This is a genomic window from Mycolicibacter engbaekii (genome assembly GCF_002101585.1).
Taxonomy (GTDB): Bacteria; Actinomycetota; Actinomycetes; order Mycobacteriales; family Mycobacteriaceae; genus Mycobacterium; species Mycobacterium engbaekii.
Genome location: NZ_LQOT01000044.1, coordinates 1 through 15433, shown reverse-complemented (window position 1 = coordinate 15433; position 15433 = coordinate 1). Strand labels below are relative to the sequence as shown.

The 15433-nt window shown below is 68.2% G+C and carries 19 protein-coding genes and 2 tRNA genes; 15 read left to right on the top strand and 6 right to left on the bottom strand.

What is annotated here, in order from left to right:
* Positions 1-19: 19 nt before the first annotated feature.
* Both AWC02_RS14075 and AWC02_RS14070 read right to left on the bottom strand, forming a co-directional pair.
* The gene (locus AWC02_RS14075) at positions 20-1534 is read right to left on the bottom strand and encodes a sensor histidine kinase (RefSeq protein ID WP_085129382.1); all 1515 of its coding nucleotides are present in this window, start codon (positions 1532-1534) and stop codon (positions 20-22) included.
* The gene (locus tag AWC02_RS14070; RefSeq protein ID WP_085129459.1) at positions 1512-2216 is read right to left on the bottom strand and encodes a response regulator transcription factor; all 705 of its coding nucleotides are present in this window, start codon (positions 2214-2216) and stop codon (positions 1512-1514) included. The genes AWC02_RS14075 and AWC02_RS14070 overlap by 23 nt, the downstream gene beginning before the upstream one ends.
* Positions 2217-2291: 75 nt before the next feature.
* Here AWC02_RS14070 and AWC02_RS14065 point away from each other — a divergent pair, with 75 nt between their 5' ends.
* From AWC02_RS14065 to AWC02_RS14035, 7 genes are all read left to right on the top strand, one after another.
* Complete coding sequence (locus tag AWC02_RS14065) at positions 2292-2636, top strand: nuclear transport factor 2 family protein (protein WP_085129381.1); 345 nt, start codon at positions 2292-2294, stop codon at positions 2634-2636.
* A gap of 81 nt (positions 2637-2717) precedes the next feature.
* A complete protein-coding gene (locus tag AWC02_RS14060; RefSeq protein WP_085129458.1) occupies positions 2718-3719 on the top strand; it encodes a phosphotransferase family protein in 1002 nt (333 codons plus the stop codon).
* Positions 3716-4960 (top strand): amidohydrolase, encoded by a 1245-nt coding sequence (locus AWC02_RS14055; RefSeq protein WP_085129380.1) that lies wholly within the window; start codon positions 3716-3718, stop codon positions 4958-4960. The genes AWC02_RS14060 and AWC02_RS14055 overlap by 4 nt, the downstream gene beginning before the upstream one ends.
* A 70-nt stretch (positions 4961-5030) precedes the next feature.
* Positions 5031-5348, top strand: coding sequence for a hypothetical protein (locus tag AWC02_RS14050; protein WP_085129379.1), 318 nt, complete (start codon positions 5031-5033; stop codon positions 5346-5348).
* Between the two features lie 28 nt (positions 5349-5376).
* Positions 5377-6129: a hypothetical protein gene (locus AWC02_RS14045; RefSeq protein ID WP_085129378.1), complete on the top strand. Its 753-nt coding sequence runs from the start codon at positions 5377-5379 to the stop codon at positions 6127-6129.
* 9 nt (positions 6130-6138) lie between these two features.
* Positions 6139-6861, top strand: coding sequence for a hypothetical protein (locus AWC02_RS14040; protein WP_085129377.1), 723 nt, complete (start codon positions 6139-6141; stop codon positions 6859-6861).
* A gap of 7 nt (positions 6862-6868) precedes the next feature.
* The gene (locus tag AWC02_RS14035; RefSeq protein ID WP_085129376.1) at positions 6869-7642 is read left to right on the top strand and encodes a hypothetical protein; all 774 of its coding nucleotides are present in this window, start codon (positions 6869-6871) and stop codon (positions 7640-7642) included.
* Positions 7643-7746: 104 nt separating this feature from the next.
* On the opposite strand, the gene AWC02_RS14030 is transcribed toward AWC02_RS14035, so the two are convergent.
* Positions 7747-7819: transfer RNA gene (locus AWC02_RS14030), tRNA-Arg, on the bottom strand.
* Between the two features lie 37 nt (positions 7820-7856).
* Positions 7857-7945, bottom strand: a tRNA-Ser gene (locus AWC02_RS14025).
* Between the two features lie 87 nt (positions 7946-8032).
* Here AWC02_RS14025 and hisC point away from each other — a divergent pair.
* The 4 genes from hisC (at position 8033) to AWC02_RS14005 (ending at position 10253) form a co-directional block, all read left to right on the top strand.
* Positions 8033-9079: a histidinol-phosphate transaminase gene (gene hisC, locus AWC02_RS14020; protein WP_165757909.1), complete on the top strand. Its 1047-nt coding sequence runs from the start codon at positions 8033-8035 to the stop codon at positions 9077-9079.
* Between the two features lie 10 nt (positions 9080-9089).
* Positions 9090-9503 (top strand): SRPBCC family protein, encoded by a 414-nt coding sequence (locus AWC02_RS14015; protein WP_085129374.1) that lies wholly within the window; start codon positions 9090-9092, stop codon positions 9501-9503.
* A 23-nt stretch (positions 9504-9526) separates the two neighbouring features.
* Positions 9527-9994: a DUF4334 domain-containing protein gene (locus tag AWC02_RS14010; RefSeq protein ID WP_085129373.1), complete on the top strand. Its 468-nt coding sequence runs from the start codon at positions 9527-9529 to the stop codon at positions 9992-9994.
* Positions 9995-10064: 70 nt separating this feature from the next.
* The gene (locus AWC02_RS14005) at positions 10065-10253 is read left to right on the top strand and encodes a hypothetical protein (RefSeq protein ID WP_085129372.1); all 189 of its coding nucleotides are present in this window, start codon (positions 10065-10067) and stop codon (positions 10251-10253) included.
* Between the two features lie 24 nt (positions 10254-10277).
* Here AWC02_RS14005 and AWC02_RS14000 read toward each other — a convergent pair whose 3' ends face one another.
* Both AWC02_RS14000 and AWC02_RS13995 read right to left on the bottom strand, forming a co-directional pair.
* Positions 10278-11237: a TerC family protein gene (locus tag AWC02_RS14000; RefSeq protein WP_085129371.1), complete on the bottom strand. Its 960-nt coding sequence runs from the start codon at positions 11235-11237 to the stop codon at positions 10278-10280.
* A gap of 56 nt (positions 11238-11293) precedes the next feature.
* Positions 11294-11869, bottom strand: a complete 576-nt coding sequence (locus AWC02_RS13995; RefSeq protein WP_085129370.1) for a TIGR03086 family metal-binding protein — start codon at positions 11867-11869, stop codon at positions 11294-11296.
* Positions 11870-11892: 23 nt separating this feature from the next.
* Between AWC02_RS13995 and AWC02_RS13990 the strand changes: the two genes are divergently transcribed.
* From AWC02_RS13990 to lipE, 4 genes are read left to right on the top strand one after another with little or no spacing between them, the layout of a single operon-like run.
* Positions 11893-12717, top strand: a complete 825-nt coding sequence (locus AWC02_RS13990) for a crotonase/enoyl-CoA hydratase family protein (protein WP_085129369.1) — start codon at positions 11893-11895, stop codon at positions 12715-12717.
* Entirely contained in the window at positions 12717-13040 is a 324-nt protein-coding gene (locus tag AWC02_RS13985; RefSeq protein ID WP_085129368.1) for a DMT family transporter, read from the top strand. The genes AWC02_RS13990 and AWC02_RS13985 overlap by 1 nt, the downstream gene beginning before the upstream one ends.
* Entirely contained in the window at positions 13037-13909 is an 873-nt protein-coding gene (locus AWC02_RS13980; protein WP_085129367.1) for an acyl-CoA thioesterase, read from the top strand. The genes AWC02_RS13985 and AWC02_RS13980 overlap by 4 nt, the downstream gene beginning before the upstream one ends.
* Before the next feature lie 32 nt (positions 13910-13941).
* On the top strand, positions 13942-15177 hold the full coding sequence (lipE, locus tag AWC02_RS13975; RefSeq protein ID WP_085129366.1) for a lipase LipE: 1236 nt from the start codon (positions 13942-13944) through the stop codon (positions 15175-15177).
* Positions 15178-15433: the final 256 nt, after the last annotated feature.

Below are 15433 nucleotides of genomic sequence, written 5' to 3'. Positions count from 1 at the left end.
GCGCAAACCCTTGATACGGCTAGCGGGGCAGCCGAACGGTGAACACGGTGCGGCCGGGTGTGCTGCTGACGGCGATGGACCCGCGGTGCGCCCGGACCACCGCCGAGGCGATCGCCAGCCCGAGCCCGGTGCTGCCGCCGGTGCGGGACCGCGAGGTGTCCCCGCGGGCGAACCGCTGGAAGATCTCCGCCACGAACTGCGCCGGGATGCCCGGACCGTCGTCGGTGACGCTGAGCACCGCCTCCTGGCCGTCGACGCCCAGCCGCAGGGTCACCACGGTGCCCGGACCGGTGTGGACGCCGGCGTTGGTGAGCAGGTTGGCCACCACCTGGTGCAACCGGGCGGCGTCGCCGGGCACGATCACCGGCTCGTCGGGCAGCTCGAGGCGCCAGTGATGCTCCGGGCCGCCGACGTGGGCATCGCTGAGCGCGTCGACCGCCAGCCGGGACAGGTCCACCGGCTCGTGCTCCAAGGGGCGGCCGGAGTCCAGCCGCGCCAGCAGCAGCAGATCTTCGACCAGTTGAGTCATCCGCTCGGTCTCGGACTGCACCCGGCTCAGCGCGTGCGCCAGCGCTGCGGAGTCCGCACCGTCCGAGACGGGAATGCGCTGCGCCAGTTCGGTATAACCGCGGATCGCGGTCAGTGGCGTGCGTAGCTCATGGCTGGCGTCGGCGACGAACTGACGCACCCGGGTCTCACTGTCCTGGCGGGTCGCCAGGGCGGCGGCGATGTGATCGAGCATCCGGTTGACCGCGGCGCCCAGTTGCCCGACCTCGGTACGGGGGTTGGCGTCGGATTCGGCGACCCGCACCGGCAGTGTCACCTCGCCGCGGTCCAGGGGCAGGCCGGCGACTTCGCCCGCGGTCTGCGCGACGCGGCGCAGCGGCGCCAGCGCGCGCCGGGTGACCACGCCTGCGGCCGCGGCCACCGCAGCCACCGCAACCAGGGTTACCAGCCCGAAGATCAGCAGCACCCGGACCAAGGTGTCCTCCACCGCCGCCAGCGGCAGCCCGGTGACCACCACATCACCGCGACGGGTGGTGGTCGCCACCACGCGGTAGCGGCCGATCCCCTCGAGCCGGCGCGTCACCGGCGGGGCGCCCGCAGTCACCTCGCTCAATTGAACTGCGGCCGAAGGACTCAGCTGCTCGCGCTGCCCGGAGGTGCTCAGATAGCCGGCCTGCACATCGGGACCTTCTGCGGTCGGGCCACCGGGATCCACCACCGCGCCGACCATGCCCGCCGGCTGCCCGGGCGCGTCCAGGAAGTCCGGGCCGGGACCCGGACGGGGCCGGTGATGCCGGTGCGCGGCCAGCGGATGACCGTGCAGCCGCGCCGAGCGACGCGAGGCATCTTGGAGCTGGTGATCGAGCTGGCTGACCAAGAACTGGTGCAGGGCCAGTTCGGTGACCGCGCCGATCCCCAGGCAGGCCACGGTCAGCAGGACGATCTGACTGACCAGCAGCCGCGCCCGCAGCGACCAGTCGCGCCAGGTGCCGGCGTGCGGCGACTTACCCAGCCGGCTTGAGCACATAGCCGGCGCCGCGCAGCGTGTGGATCATCGGTTCACGGCCGTTGTCGATTTTCTTCCGCAGGTAGGAGATGTAGAGCTCGACGATATTGGCCCGCCCGCCGAAGTCATAGCCCCACACCCGGTCCAAGATCTGCGCCTTGGACAGCACCCGTCTGGCGTTGTGCATCAGATACCGCAGCAGCTCGAACTCGGTGGACGTCAATGTGATCGGGTCACCGCCGCGGGTCACCTCGTGGGAATCCTCGTCGAGGACCAGGTCGCCGACCACGATCTGAGCGCCGGATTCGGCGGTGCTCACCCCGGACCGGCGCAGCAGTGCCCGCAGCCGCAGCACCACCTCTTCGATGCTGAACGGCTTGGTGACGTAGTCGTCGCCGCCCGCGGTCAGCCCCGCGAGGCGGTCCTCGAGGCCGTCCTTGGCCGTCAGGAACAGCACCGGCAGCCGCGGGTTGATGTCGCGCAGCCGGTGCAGCACGTCCAGCCCGCTCATGTCGGGAAGCATCACATCGAGCACCACGACATCGGGACGCTCGGCTTTGGCGGCGGCTATCGCCGAGGCTCCATCACCGGCGGTCACCGTGGTCCAGCCCTCGTAGCGCAGCGCCATCGACACCATCTCGGCCAGCACCGTCTCGTCGTCGACCACCAGCACGGTGATGGGCTTTCCGTCGGCGCGCGCCATCATCACACGCTCGACCGATCCCCGTGGCGCCGTCATCGCCTTCCAGTATGTCGGTCGCGCGGCTATGTTCTTCCGATGGCACGTTCACCGCAAGAGATCTTCGACCACCACCTCAAGGCGCTGCTCGCCGGCGATGTCGATGAGCTGCTGGTCGATTACACCGACGACTCGGAGCTGATCACCGCCGCCGGTGTGGCGCGCGGCCGAAGCGCAATCCGGGCCGCGTTCAGCCAGTTGTCCGCCGCACTGGCCGACGCCGAGTTCGAGATCAAGTCGCAGACCTACAGCGGCGATGTGCTGCTGCTGGAATGGTCGCTGGCCGCTGCGGCATTCGAAGTCGACGGGGTGGACACCTTCGTGTTCGGAGACGACTCGATTCGGGTGCAGACGATCTCCCAGCAGGCGCGGCCGAAAAGCTGACGCGGGTCGGCAAATCCACTCAAGCGCACTGCGGTGACGGGTAGGTTTCCCCCCGTGAACCTTGAAGCGGTGGCGGCGTGGATGTCCGCTCAGGGCCTGGGCGAGGGCCCGCTGGATGACGTCACCGAACTGTCCGGTGGCACGCAGAACGTCATGCTGCGGTTCACCCGAGCCGGCCGCAGTTATGTCCTGCGGCGCGGTCCGCGGCACCTGCGGCCGCGGAGCAACGCGGTGATGCTGCGCGAGACCCGGCTGCTGGCCGCGCTGGCCGGTACCGACGTGCCGCACCCGGGCCTGATCGCCGTCTGCGACGACCCGGCGGTGCTCGGCGACGCCGTGTTCTATCTGATGGAGCCCGTCGACGGGTTCAACGCCAGCGGCGACTTACCCGCCCTGCACGCCGGTGATCCGACGGTCCGGTATGGGATGGGTCTGTCGATGGCCGACGCGCTGGCCAAGCTCGGCGCCGTCGACCATGTCGCGGTGGGGTTGGCGGATTACGGAAAGCCGGACGGCTTCCTGGAACGCCAGGTTCCGCGTTGGCTGGCCGAGTTGGACTCCTACGGGCAGTTCGAGAATTACCCGGGGCCGGACCTGCCGGGGCTGCACGAGGTCGCCGCCTGGCTGCAGCACAATGTGCCGACATCCTGGCAACCGGGAATCCTGCACGGCGACTACCACGCCGCCAACGTGATGTTCTCGCCCACCGGACCGGAAGTGGCGGCGATCGTGGACTGGGAGATGTCGACCATCGGTGACCCGCTGCTGGACCTGGGCTGGTTGCTGGCCACCTGGCGCCAAGACGACGGGTCGAGCGTGTTCAGCCACACGCTGACCGGTATGGACGGGCTGGCCTCCACCGATGATCTGGTGCAGCGCTACGCCGCGGGCAGCTCCCGCGATCTGTCGCAGATCGGGTGGTACACGGTGATGGCCGGGTTCAAACTGGCCATTGTGATCGAGGGAACGCTGGCACGAGCCTGCGCCGGGATGGCCGACCGGGAAGTCGGCCAGACCTTGCACGAGGCCGCCGTCTGGCTTTTCGAGCGCGCCCAGAGCACCTGGATGGTCGGTGCGACGTGACCGGCCTGACCGACCGCGTCGAAGACATCGTCGCCGCCGACACCCGGCGGTTGGTCGAGATCTTCAAAGATCTGCATCGCCACCCCGAGTTGGGGTTTCACGAAGTGCGTACCGCGCGGACCGTCGCCCAGGCACTCAGCGACCTGGGCCTGACGGTGACCACCGGAATCGGCCAGACCGGGGTGGTCGGGGTGCTGGCCAACGGCCCGGGCCCGGTGGTGATGTATCGCGCCGACATGGACGCGCTGCGCGTGCCGGAGGCCACCGGACTGGACTACGCGAGCAGCATCCCGGAATTGGGCCACATGTGCGGGCACGACGCGCACGTCACGTGGATGCTGGGGATGGCCAAGGTGCTCGCCCAGACCACCGACTCGTGGTCGGGTACGGCGGTGTTGGTCGGTCAACCGGCCGAGGAGCTGATCAGTGGCGCGGCGGCCATGGTCGCCGCGGGCCTGTACGACGTCGCCCCGCGGCCGGATGCCTTCCTGGCGATGCACACCGCCCCGATACCGGTGGGGATGGTGGCCGCGGTCGGCGGCGAGCGGATGGCCGGCACCGACCAGCTGGACGTGGTTTTCCACGGCGTCGGCGGGCACGGGTCGATGCCCCAGTTGGCCCGCGACCCGGTGCTGATGGCCGCGCAGGCCGTCGTGCAGTTCCAGTCCATCGTCAGCCGCACCATCGCGCCGAGCGAGACCGCGGTGCTGACGGTCGGTTCGGTGCAGGCCGGCGGCACCTACAACGTGATCCCGGACCGGGCGCTGCTCAAGGTCAACCTGCGCTGGTTCAATCCGCAGGTGCGCGAGCAGATGCTGACCGGCATTCGGGCGATCTGCACCGGGATCGCGCGCAGCGTCGGCATGCCCGACGATCGATTGCCCACCATCACCATGGCCGGTGGCGCCCCGCCGTTGGTCAACGACCCTGCTCTCACCGATCGGGTGGCCGCCGCGCTGGGCGATCTGCTGGGCGAATCCCACGTCCTGCGCGACCTGCCGGCGATGACGGGCTCGGAGGACTGTCACTTGCTCAAAGGGCCGCATCTTGAGGTGCCGCTGGCGTATCTCCTGGTCGGAATCGCCGATCCGAAGGTGTACGAGAAGTGCGCTGAACGGGGCGAATTGTTCCCTTATACCCCGCATTCGCCGGACTATGTGGTCGACCTTTCCGCTATCCCAGCCGGAACCAGGATTGCGGCCCGTGGGATGCTTGAATTGCTTACTCCCAGTCGGTCCTAGTAGGAATTACGCTCCGCCGAGTCGCTAAAATACTTGTGCGGTCCACGAACGAGAGCTAAGGTGTATTGCTGTGGACGATCGTCACAAAGACCCAACCGTAGTGTTGCCATACCTTGTGGGCAGGCCGCTCGGCGCGAGCGAGGTCTACGAGGCATTCGGCTACCGCAAGTCCGCCTATTACAAGGCGGCACATGAAGGGCGGCTGATCAGCGCGGACAACTTGATCCGAGTGGCGAGGTACTTCGGGCTCAATCCCGTCGACCTTCAGGTGCGGTTCGGATTGATCGAGCACGACGCCGTGGCCGAATACCTGGAAACGGCGCCGCCCCCGACGCCCACGCTGCGCCTGGGCGACCTCAAAGCCAATCTGGACAAACCGCCCGTATAACGGCGCCGCCACCAAGTACGGTCGACCCATGATGTCGGCCCTCATGGGTGTCACCGTGCTGGTGACGCTGTACAGCCTGTGGGTGCGCCGCCACACCTGGTGGTCGCGCTGGGAGATCGGCGTCACCCTGGCCCTGGCGCTGGAGACCATCGGACTGGCGTTGATGTCGCCCTGGGTCTCCGAAACCCTCGGGCCGTTGATGTACCGGGCCACCGGGATATGGAACCTGCAGCAGCTGGCCGGTCACCTCTGCTTCGTCATCGCCATCGCGGCCAACGCCTATCACGTCCTGGCGCGGGTGGCCTCGCTGGACCAGATGCGCCCCTGGTTCCGACACAGGGTGGTGCGCCCGGTCCAGTTCGCCATGGTCGCGATGGTGGCGCTGTTCCCGGCCGCCGCCTCCGGATACAGCGCGGACGGCTTCGCCACGGTGGACTCCAACCACTGGCACGCCGCGTACTGGGCGGTGGTCTCCTCCACGCTGATCTACCTGGGTATCGTCGCGACCCGGCTGTTGCTGATATCGCGGGCGGATCCGCGGGCCAAGGAGACCGTCGAGCTCTACACGCTGTCGTCGGCCTTCGGCCTGGCAGCCATGCTGGTGCAGTTGAGCACCACCTGGATCCACGCCGACCTGAGCACTCTGGTCTGGCTGTGTGTGTGCGCGGCCATCTGCATCTTCGCCTACGGGTCGGCTCGGTCCTGGCAGGCCAAGGCGGCGTGGTTCAGCAGCTCCGAACGTCCGGTGGCACAGCCGAAACCCCCGCAAGCCCTGTCCTGAGATCACGCCATGACAGCACTCCTGATCGCCACCTTGGCGCTGCTCGCCTATAGCCTCTGGGTGCGCCGCGACACCTGGTCGACAGGCTGGGAGAACGCCGCCACCCTCACCTTGGCGCTCCTGGCTTTTGCGCTGCTCCTGATGTCGCCGTGGGCCGCGGCCGAGATCGGCCCGGTGCTCCACGACGGTCTGGGGGTGTGGAACGCCCAGGCGCTGATCGGCCACCTATGCCTGCTCGTGGCGGTGACGGCGAACATCTATCACATGTTGCTGCGGCTCGCCGACCCCGTTCAGGTGCGGGTCATCATGCGCCGCCACCTGCTGATCCCCATCGGCCTGGGCGTTGCCGTGATGGTGCTGGCCTACCTGCGGTCCGATCAGACCTACCAGCCCGATGTGCTCGCCAGCCCCGGTACCGATGGCTGGATGGTGACGTACTTCCTGGTCGGGGGGTCGCTGGCCTTCTACCTCAGCATCTACTCCAGCCGGCTGATGCTGACGTTGCGCCACGATCCGCGCGCCAGGCGCACCCTGGATCTGCACCTGGTGTCGATGACGGCCGCCATCGCCGCGTCCCTTCTGGTGGTCGGCTCGTCCTGGGTCGCCGGGGACGACGCCAGCCCCGGGATCTGGTTCTGCATCTGCCTGGCGGCGGGAACCTTCGCCTACGGCTCTGCGCGATCCTGGAAGGCCAAGAGCGCCTGGTTCACCTCCGGCGGCAGGGGGCGGTGACCGGCGCATGCTGATATCTGCCATCGCCGCGGCCACCCTGGCGATCGTCGGTTACTGCCTGTGGGTTCGCCGCGACACCTGGCGGTCACGGTGGGAGGCCGGCGCCACCTTCGCCATCGCGATGGAGGGGTGCGCGCTGTTCCTGCTGACCCCATGGGCCGCCACCCAGCTGGGCCCGGCCCTGCACAGTCTGCTGGGGTTGTGGAACGTTCAGCAGGTGGCGGGTTGGCTGTGCCTGATCGCCGGGGTGATGGGCAACATCTACCACATGCTGGTGCGGCTCACCGCGGCTCCGCACGTGTGGCCGGTGATGCGCAAGCACCTCCTGGTACCGGTCGGCCTGGGGATCGCGGTGATGCTGGTCGCGTTCTTCAATTCCGAGCGGGAGTTCGAGCCCGACATGTTCATTCGCCTCAACGGTGATCGTTGGTTGACGGCATTCGAGGTGGCCGCCGGCGCACTGCTGCTGTTCCTGAGCGGCTATGTCGGCCGGCTGATGGTGGCCCTGCGCCCCGACCACCGAGCCAGAGCCACGCTGGTGTTGTACCTGGCGGCGATGGCCTTCGCGGTGACCGCCTGCGTGGTGGCGATCATCTCCATCGCGATCGGCCGCTACGCCGGGCCGGTGATCTGGGTCTGCGTCTGCCTGTCGGTGGGGATCTTCGCCTACGGACTGGCGCGCTCGTGGCAGGCCAAGAAAGCGTGGTTCCGGCCCAACCGCGCAGCGGCGAGCGATGAGTGCGCCCCCAGGGATTCGAATCCCCAACCTTCTGACCCGTAGCAGCGTGCTCGGGCGTGACTCCAGGTCGACGCAGGCTCCCGTCTGAGACCGGCGCGCCCGGACACAGAAAACCCCTCCGACACAGGTCGGAGGGGTCTTTCTTGTGCGCCCGAAGGGATTCGAACCCCCAACCTTCTGATCCGTAGTCAGATGCTCTATCCGTTGAGCTACGGGCGCCGGTCTTCAGTTGTCGGTCGAGCAGGCTCGGCCGTTGCGGAGGCGAGAGGATTTGAACCTCCGGTCCCCCGTAAAGAGGACAACTCATTAGCAGTGAGTCCCATTCGGCCGCTCTGGCACGCCTCCTCGAACTCGTTGAGGGTACCGGATCACTCCCCCAGTTCTGAAACCGCGGGGCACAACGCCAGCAACGGCCCACATATGCTGTGGTCCGTGACCGCCAGACTGCGCCCCGAGATGGCCGCTCTGCCAGCCTACGTCGAGGGCAAGACGGTCCCGGGCTCGATCAAACTCGCCAGCAACGAGACGGTGTTGGGTCCGCTGCCCAGCGTGGTCAAGGCCGTCGAGGCCGCCCTGGCCAACACCAACCGCTACCCCGACAACGGCTACGCCGCCCTGCGCGCCCGCCTGGCCGAGCACGTCGGTTTCGGTCCGGAACACGTCGCCGCGGGCTGCGGGTCGGTGAGCCTGTGCCAGCAACTCATCCAGATCACCGCCGGCGCGGGCGACGAGGTGGTGTTCGGCTGGCGCAGCTTCGAGATCTACCCCCTGCAGGTGCGCACCGCCGGCGCTGTGCCGGTGCAGGTGCCCCTGCGCGAGCACACCTACGACCTGGACGCGATGCTGGCCGCCATCACCGACCGCACGCGGCTGATCTTCGTGTGCAATCCCAACAACCCGACCTCCACCGTGGTCGACCCCGCCGCGCTGGCCCGGTTCGTCGCCGCGGTGCCCTCGCACGTTCTGGTCGCCATCGACGAGGCCTACGTGGAGTACATTCGCGACGGCCTGGTTCCCGACAGCCTGGGTCTGGTCCGCCAGTACCCGAATGTAGTTGTGCTGCGGACCTTCTCGAAAGCCTACGGGCTGGCCGGCCTGCGCCTGGGCTATGCGGTCGGCGATCCGGAGATCATCACCGCGCTGGGCAAGGTCTACGTGCCGTTCACGGTCTCCAGCGTGGCGCAGGTCGCCGGCATCGCCTCGCTGGACGCCGCCGACGAGCTGATGGCCCGCACCGACGCGGTGGTGGCCGAACGCGCCCGGGTTGCCGCCGCACTGCGTGCGACCGGGTTCGCCCTGCCCGATTCGCAGTCCAACTTCGTGTGGCTGCCGCTGGCCGAACGCACCGGTGATTTCGTGGCCGCCGCCGCAGCGGCGGCCATCGTGGTCCGCCCCTACGGGCAGGACGGCGTCCGGGTCACCATCGGCGCGCCCGAGGAGAACGACGCGCTGTTACGGTTCGCACAGACGTACCGCTGAGGAGGAACTTATGCACGGGACCGCGACTGCCACCGTCACCGCATCCGCGGCCGACGTGTGGACGGTTCTCACCGACTACGAGGGCATGTCCGGCTGGGCTCCCGGACTGAAGATCACCGTGATCGCGCCGGGAACCCCGGCACCCAACGGCGTCGGCGCCCAGCGTCGCATCCAGGCCGTGCCGGGGATGGCGCCGCTGGTGGAGGAGATCATCGCGTTCGAGCCCGAACAGCGGCTGAGCTACCGGGGCGTGTCGGGTATCCCGTTCCGCAACTACGTCGGCGAGGTGGCTCTGCGGTCGACGGGATCCGGAACCGAGATCCGCTACACGGTCAGCGCCGACAATCGGCTGCCCGGGATCGCCACGGTGCTGTCCCACGCTCTGCTGTTCGGCCTCAAGCGGGCCGTGAACAAGGCCTCCTGAAAGGCCTGAAAGGAATGTCGACGATGAACGAAGAACAGGCCCGCACCACCTTCCGCGCCCTGCGGGAACGCACCGGGCAGATCCCCGACGCCGAGATCGACGAGTTCTGGGCGCTGCTGCCGCCGGCCACCCTCGACCAGATGATCGGCGAGTGGCGCGGCGGGGAGTTCGTCACCGGCCATCGGATGAACGGCCTGCTGGAAAAGGCCCGGTGGTTCGGCAAGACCTTCAACTCGGTGACCGATGTGCAGCCGCTGGTGTGCCTGGACGACGACGGCAACAAGTTCTCCAACGTCAAGCTCGGCAAGGGCGAGGCGAGCCTGTGGGCCGAGGAGTTCCGCGGCGAGGTGGTGGCGACCATGGTCTACGACGGCCAGCCCACGCATGATCACTTCAAGCGGATCGACCAGGACACCGTGCTGGGCATCATGAACGGCAAAGGTGTGCTGGACAACGGCAAGTACTTCTACTTCTATCTCGAGCGGGTGTAGGGCCGCGCTTAAGCGTGATTGCGGCGGACAACCACGATTCGCCGCGCCGGCGTGCGGGAACCCCCAACGCATGTCAACCTATCGAGTACTGGACCCACAGGGCGAAGTCGTGGACACCAAAGACATCGCCAGCGCCGAAGACGCGCACGCCTGGTTTGTCGACGTCAAGGCCGACAACACCGAATTGGGGTGGCGGATGGAAGTCGACCTCGACGGCCAGTGGCGGTTTTTCGACGACACCGAGGGCGACCGCCGGTAAAGCCGTTGGGCGGCGATCAGGGAGTCAGCGCCGCCGCGCAAGCTCTGGATGGCGCCCGGTCGCACTGCGATGTGCGTCCCGCGCTTCCCGTCGGTGGCCCAACGACGCGACGACGGTGACGATCAGTACGCCCAGGATCACCAGCAGTGACGGCCCGGTGCCGATCTCGATGACGCCGACCGGTCTGCCGCCGTTGATGATCGGCAGGTTGTTGTCGTGCAGCGCGTGCAGGATCAGCTTCACCCCGATGAACCCGAGGATCACCGACAGGCCCTGGGACAGGTAGACGAGCCGGTCGAGCAGGCCGTCGATCAAGAAGTAGAGCTGCCGCAGGCCCAGCAGTGAGAACGCGGTGGCGGTGAACACGATGTAGGTGTGCTGGGTGAGCCCGAATATCGCCGGGATCGAGTCGAGGGCGAAGATCACGTCAGTGCCGGCGATGGCGATCATCACCAGCAGCATCGGGCCCCCGACGACCTTTCGGGCCAACCGGACGACGCCGGCATGGGCCTGGTGCGACGCTTCGCGCCGGCCCGACTGCAGCATTTTGCGGGCCGTGAGCAGCAGGATCAGCCCGAAGAAGTAGAAAGCCCAGGAGAAGGTGCTGATCAGGGCGGCTCCGAGGAAGATGAAGCCGGTCCGGGCGACCAGGGAGAGCGTGATCCCGAACAGCAGCACCTTCTGCTGCTGTTCGCGGGGAACACCGAACGAGGTGATGATGACCAGGAAGACGAAGAGGTTGTCGACCGAGAGGGCCTTTTCGGTGATGTAGCCGGCGAAGTACTCCGAGGCGGCGACGCCCCCGCCGAACACGAGCAGGCCGAGCCCGAAGGCCACCGCGATGCCGACGTAGCCGGCCGACCAGATCGCGGCTTCCCGCAGCGTCGGGACGTGCGGTTCCCGCACGTGGAAGACGAAGTCGAAAACCACGAGCCCCACCAGGCCGACGACGGTCAGCCCCCAAACCCACCCCGTGACGTTCATGTGTCCCCCACGGTAGACGGCGTGGGCGACAGGCGGCTGGCGCGCAGGTGGCGAGGCTATGACCGGCCGGTGAAAGCGAGGAGCCGGCGTAAGGCCGGTTCGGTGTCGGCGACCGCGACAGGCTCGTCGAACCCCGCCTGCACCCGGCCCTGCGGGGTGATGATCGCGCGGGCCAAGCCCAGCACGTACTCCGCCAGCGGCTCGCCGGCGTCCACGCCGCGGCCGGTGGCCTCCGCGTAGTCCCAAGCGTGCACCAGGAATTCCACCGACAGAATTCCGGCCGCGACCCGCGCCGGCAGCTCGTGCTCGCCGATCGTCACGGTTGCGTCCAGCCCGCGGCGTTGCCAGGCGTCCAGGGTGGGCCGGGCCTTCGCGCCGACTCGCGCAGCGAGCGTCTCGCCGGGGTCGCCGGTCCCGAACTGCGCGCCCGCCACGCCGCCGAGCAGGGTGACGGAGCGCAGCAGATGCTCGGTCAGCTGCGCCACGTCGAACTCCGAGCACGGTGTCGGATTGGACCACTGGTCGCTGGCGATACCGCTGAGCACCTGCTCGAGCACCGCCCACGCGGCTTCGGCGGCGGCGAGCTCGTCGGCTGGCGGATCGTTGGGACCGGGTCGCAGATCGGAGGCCATATGACCACGCTACGGTCTGTGGTATGGCCGAGACCTATGAGTCGCTCACCGTAGAGATCAAAGACCACATCGCCCAGGTCACCTTGATCGGGCCGGGCAAGGGCAACGCGATGGGCCCTGCGTTCTGGGCGGAGTTGCCGCAGGCCTTCGCCGCACTCGATGCCGACCAGGATGTGCGGGCGATCGTGTTGACCGGCTCGGGAAACAACTTCAGCTACGGGCTGGACGTGGCCGCCATGGGCGGCACGATGACCCCGATGCTGGCTGAAGGCGCGCTGGCCCGGCCGCGGGCGGAGTTCCACCGCGACCTGCAGCGCATGCAGGCCTCGATCACCGCGGTGGCCGACTGCCGCACGCCGACCATCGCATCGGTCCACGGCTGGTGCATCGGCGGCGGGGTGGACCTGATCTCCGCGGTCGACATCCGCTATGCCTCTGCCGACGCCAAATTCAGCGTCCGCGAGGTCAAGCTGGCGATCGTCGCCGACGTCGGGAGCCTGGCGCGGCTGCCGATGATCCTGTCCGACGGTCACCTGCGCGAACTCGCGCTGACGGGCAAGGACATCGACGCGGCACGGGCGGAGAAGATCGGCCTGGTCAACGATGTCTACCCCGACGCCGAGGCCAGCCTGGCCGCCGCGCACGCGACCGCTGCCGAGATCGCCGCGAACCCGCCGTTGACGATCAACGGCATCAAAGACGTGCTGGATCAGCAGCGCACCGATCGGGTGTCGGCCAGCCTGCGTTACGTCGCGGCCTGGAACTCGGCCTTCCTGGCGTCGAAGGACCTGCTGGAGGGTATCGGCGCCATGATGGGCAAACGCAAGCCGCATTTCACCGGCGAGTGATGGCCTGGCTGCTGCTGCTCGGCGCAATCGGGTTCGAGGTTGCCGGGACGCTGTCGCTACGCGCCTCCGACGGCTTCAGCCGATGGCAGTGGGCGCTGCCGGTCGCCGTGGGCTACGTGGTGTCGTTTGTGCTGCTGGCCATGGTGCTCAAACGGGGCGTCCCGGTGGGTGTGGCCTACGGAGTGTGGTCGGGCGTCGGGCTGACGCTGACCGCGGTGCTGGCCCGGTTCCTGTTCGACGATCCGTTCACCCCGACGATGGCCGGTGGCGTGGTGCTGATCGGCGCGGGGGTCTACCTGCTGGAGATCGGCGCACACACATGACCGACCGGATGCCGCACCGTCAACCGGAGCTGGCCGACATCATCGCCACCCTTGACGTCGACCGGCGCGACGACGAACACTTCGTGGCCACCCAAATGGACAATCCCGCCCACCACATCGTCGGCGGGCATATCGCCGGTCAGGCGCTGATCGCGGCCAGCCGGACCGCGCCGGACCGGGTGCCGCACAGCATGCACGTCTACTACCTGCGGGCCGGGGATGCGCGGCGCCCGGTCGACCTGCACGTCGAGGTCGCCCGCGACGGCGGCACGCTGTCGACGCGGCAGGTCACCGCCCGCCAGGACGGCCAGATCCTGCTGGAAGTGCTGTCGTCGTTCACCACGGCCGTCGACGCCCCTGAGTACCAGCAGCCGATGCCGGCAGTCCCCGAGCCGGAGTCGCTGCCGACCGCGCAGCAACAACACGCGGCCTTCGCCGAAGAACTGGGCGGCTACTGGGTGCAGCCCCACCCGTTCGACGTGCGCTATGTCGACACGCCGCCGCGCCTGGCAGCGCACAGCGGCCAGCCGTCGCCCCGGCTGCGGATGTGGTGGAAGCCGGTGGAGGCGGTGCCCGCAGATCCGGTGATGCACAGCGCCCTGCTGACCTACCTGTCCGGAACGAAGATGGTCGAGGCGGCGCTGGCCATGCGACGCACCGACCAGGCCAGCACCTTCAATGCTCTGATCGACCACGCGCTGTGGTTTCAACGCCCCGTCGACCTGGGTGACTGGGTGCTTTCGGATCAGTTCACGCCCAGCGGCATCGCCGGGCGCGGTCTGACCACCTCGACCATGTACAACCGGGCGGGGCAGCTGGTGTGCCTGGCGACGCAGGAACTCTATTTCGGCCGCGGGGCACGGCGCTGAGGCCCGCCGGCCCGCCCACGTAACCTGGCGACATGACACCCCAGGGCGCCATCCGCGTCCCCACCGATCTCGACACCGTCACCGCTGTCGGCGACGAGGACCACTCCGGTATCGACCCGGCTGCCGTGGAGCGGATCTGGCAGGCGGCCCGGCACTGGTATGCCGGCGGCCTGCACCCGGCCATCCAGTTGTGTCTGCGCCACAACGGCCGCGTGGTGCTCAACCGCGCGATCGGGCACGGGTGGGGCAATGGCCCGGACGACCCCGCGGACGCCGAACGGATTCCGGTCGGCGTCGACACCCCGTTCTGCGTGTATTCGACCGCCAAGGCCATCACCAGCACCGTGATGCACATGCTGGCCGAGCGCGGCGCCTTCGCGCTGGACGACAAGGTCTGCGACTACCTGCCGGGCTACACCAGTCATGGCAAGCACCGCACCACCATTCGGCACGTGATGACGCACAGCGCCGGAGTTCCGCTGGCAACGGGTCCCAAGCCCGACCTGAACCGCGCCGACGACCCCGAGTATGCCCAGGCGCAGCTGGCCAAACTGCGACCGTTGTACCGCCCCGGGCTGCTGCACATGTACCACGCGCTGACCTGGGGCCCGTTGACCCGCGAGATTGTGCGGGCCGCCACCGGCCGGGACATCCGGGAGATCCTGGCAACGGAGATCCTGGATCCGCTGGGCTTCCGGTGGACCAATTACGGTGTTGCACCGCAAGACATTCCACGGGTGGCGCCCAGTCATGCGACCGGCAGCCAACCTGCGGGCGCGGCGGTTGCGGTGTTCCGCAAGGCGATCGGCGGCTCGGTGCACGAGATCATTCCGGTCACCAACAGCGAGTTCTTCCTCACCACGGTGGTGCCGTCGTCGAACACCATCTCCACCGCGTTCGAGCTGTCCCGGTTCGCCGAGATCTGGCGCCGCGGTGGCGAACTCGACGGAGTGCGGGTGCTGGCGCCGCAGACCCTGCGGGCCGCCACCGCGCAGTGCCGACGGCTGCGCCCGGACGTGGCGACGGGACTGGCACCGCTGCGCTGGGGCACCGGATTCATGTTGGGCTCGGAGCGGTTCGGGCCGTTCGGCCGCGGTGCCCCCGCCGCGTTCGGGCATCTCGGGCTGGTCAACTGCGCCATCTGGACCGACCCCGAGCGCGGCCTGTCGGCCGGGCTGATCTCCAGCGGCAAGCCCGGGCAGGATCCGGAGGTCAAACGCTATAGCGCGTTGATGAACACCATCACCGCACAGATCCCCCGCTCTTAAGCGTTGACTCTGCGCTCACCAGGCAGAAGTCCGAGTGGGATGCCTGGTGGACGCAGAGTCAACGGGAGGGGGTGAGCGCAAAACGCAGCCGACTCATGGCGGTGGCGGAGGTGTGTGAGTTCATGACATAGGTGACAGATGAGTCGGGACATGGGTGACATCTGCAGTGATGGTCGATAAGCCGCGTCATAGGTGACAGTCATGGGTCATGTCCAAAGCGCGTGTGGCCGTCCTGGAAGTCCTCAGTGGAAACCTG

Coding starts and splice junctions, on each gene's coding strand:
- AWC02_RS14035 (WP_085129376.1), top strand. CDS start 6,869: ATGCTGATATCTGCCATCGCCGCGGCCACCCTGGCGATCGTCGGTTAC.
- AWC02_RS13990 (WP_085129369.1), top strand. CDS start 11,893: ATGGCCGAGACCTATGAGTCGCTCACCGTAGAGATCAAAGACCACATC.
- AWC02_RS14070 (WP_085129459.1), bottom strand. CDS start 2,216: ATGGCGCGCGCCGACGGAAAGCCCATCACCGTGCTGGTGGTCGACGAC.
- AWC02_RS14075 (WP_085129382.1), bottom strand. CDS start 1,534: ATGTGCTCAAGCCGGCTGGGTAAGTCGCCGCACGCCGGCACCTGGCGC.
- AWC02_RS14060 (WP_085129458.1), top strand. CDS start 2,718: ATGTCCGCTCAGGGCCTGGGCGAGGGCCCGCTGGATGACGTCACCGAA.
- AWC02_RS14000 (WP_085129371.1), bottom strand. CDS start 11,237: ATGAACGTCACGGGGTGGGTTTGGGGGCTGACCGTCGTCGGCCTGGTG.
- AWC02_RS13995 (WP_085129370.1), bottom strand. CDS start 11,869: ATGGCCTCCGATCTGCGACCCGGTCCCAACGATCCGCCAGCCGACGAG.
- lipE (WP_085129366.1), top strand. CDS start 13,942: ATGACACCCCAGGGCGCCATCCGCGTCCCCACCGATCTCGACACCGTC.
- AWC02_RS14045 (WP_085129378.1), top strand. CDS start 5,377: ATGATGTCGGCCCTCATGGGTGTCACCGTGCTGGTGACGCTGTACAGC.
- AWC02_RS13985 (WP_085129368.1), top strand. CDS start 12,717: ATGGCCTGGCTGCTGCTGCTCGGCGCAATCGGGTTCGAGGTTGCCGGG.
- AWC02_RS14005 (WP_085129372.1), top strand. CDS start 10,065: ATGTCAACCTATCGAGTACTGGACCCACAGGGCGAAGTCGTGGACACC.
- AWC02_RS14040 (WP_085129377.1), top strand. CDS start 6,139: ATGACAGCACTCCTGATCGCCACCTTGGCGCTGCTCGCCTATAGCCTC.
- AWC02_RS13980 (WP_085129367.1), top strand. CDS start 13,037: ATGACCGACCGGATGCCGCACCGTCAACCGGAGCTGGCCGACATCATC.
- AWC02_RS14015 (WP_085129374.1), top strand. CDS start 9,090: ATGCACGGGACCGCGACTGCCACCGTCACCGCATCCGCGGCCGACGTG.
- AWC02_RS14065 (WP_085129381.1), top strand. CDS start 2,292: ATGGCACGTTCACCGCAAGAGATCTTCGACCACCACCTCAAGGCGCTG.
- AWC02_RS14010 (WP_085129373.1), top strand. CDS start 9,527: ATGAACGAAGAACAGGCCCGCACCACCTTCCGCGCCCTGCGGGAACGC.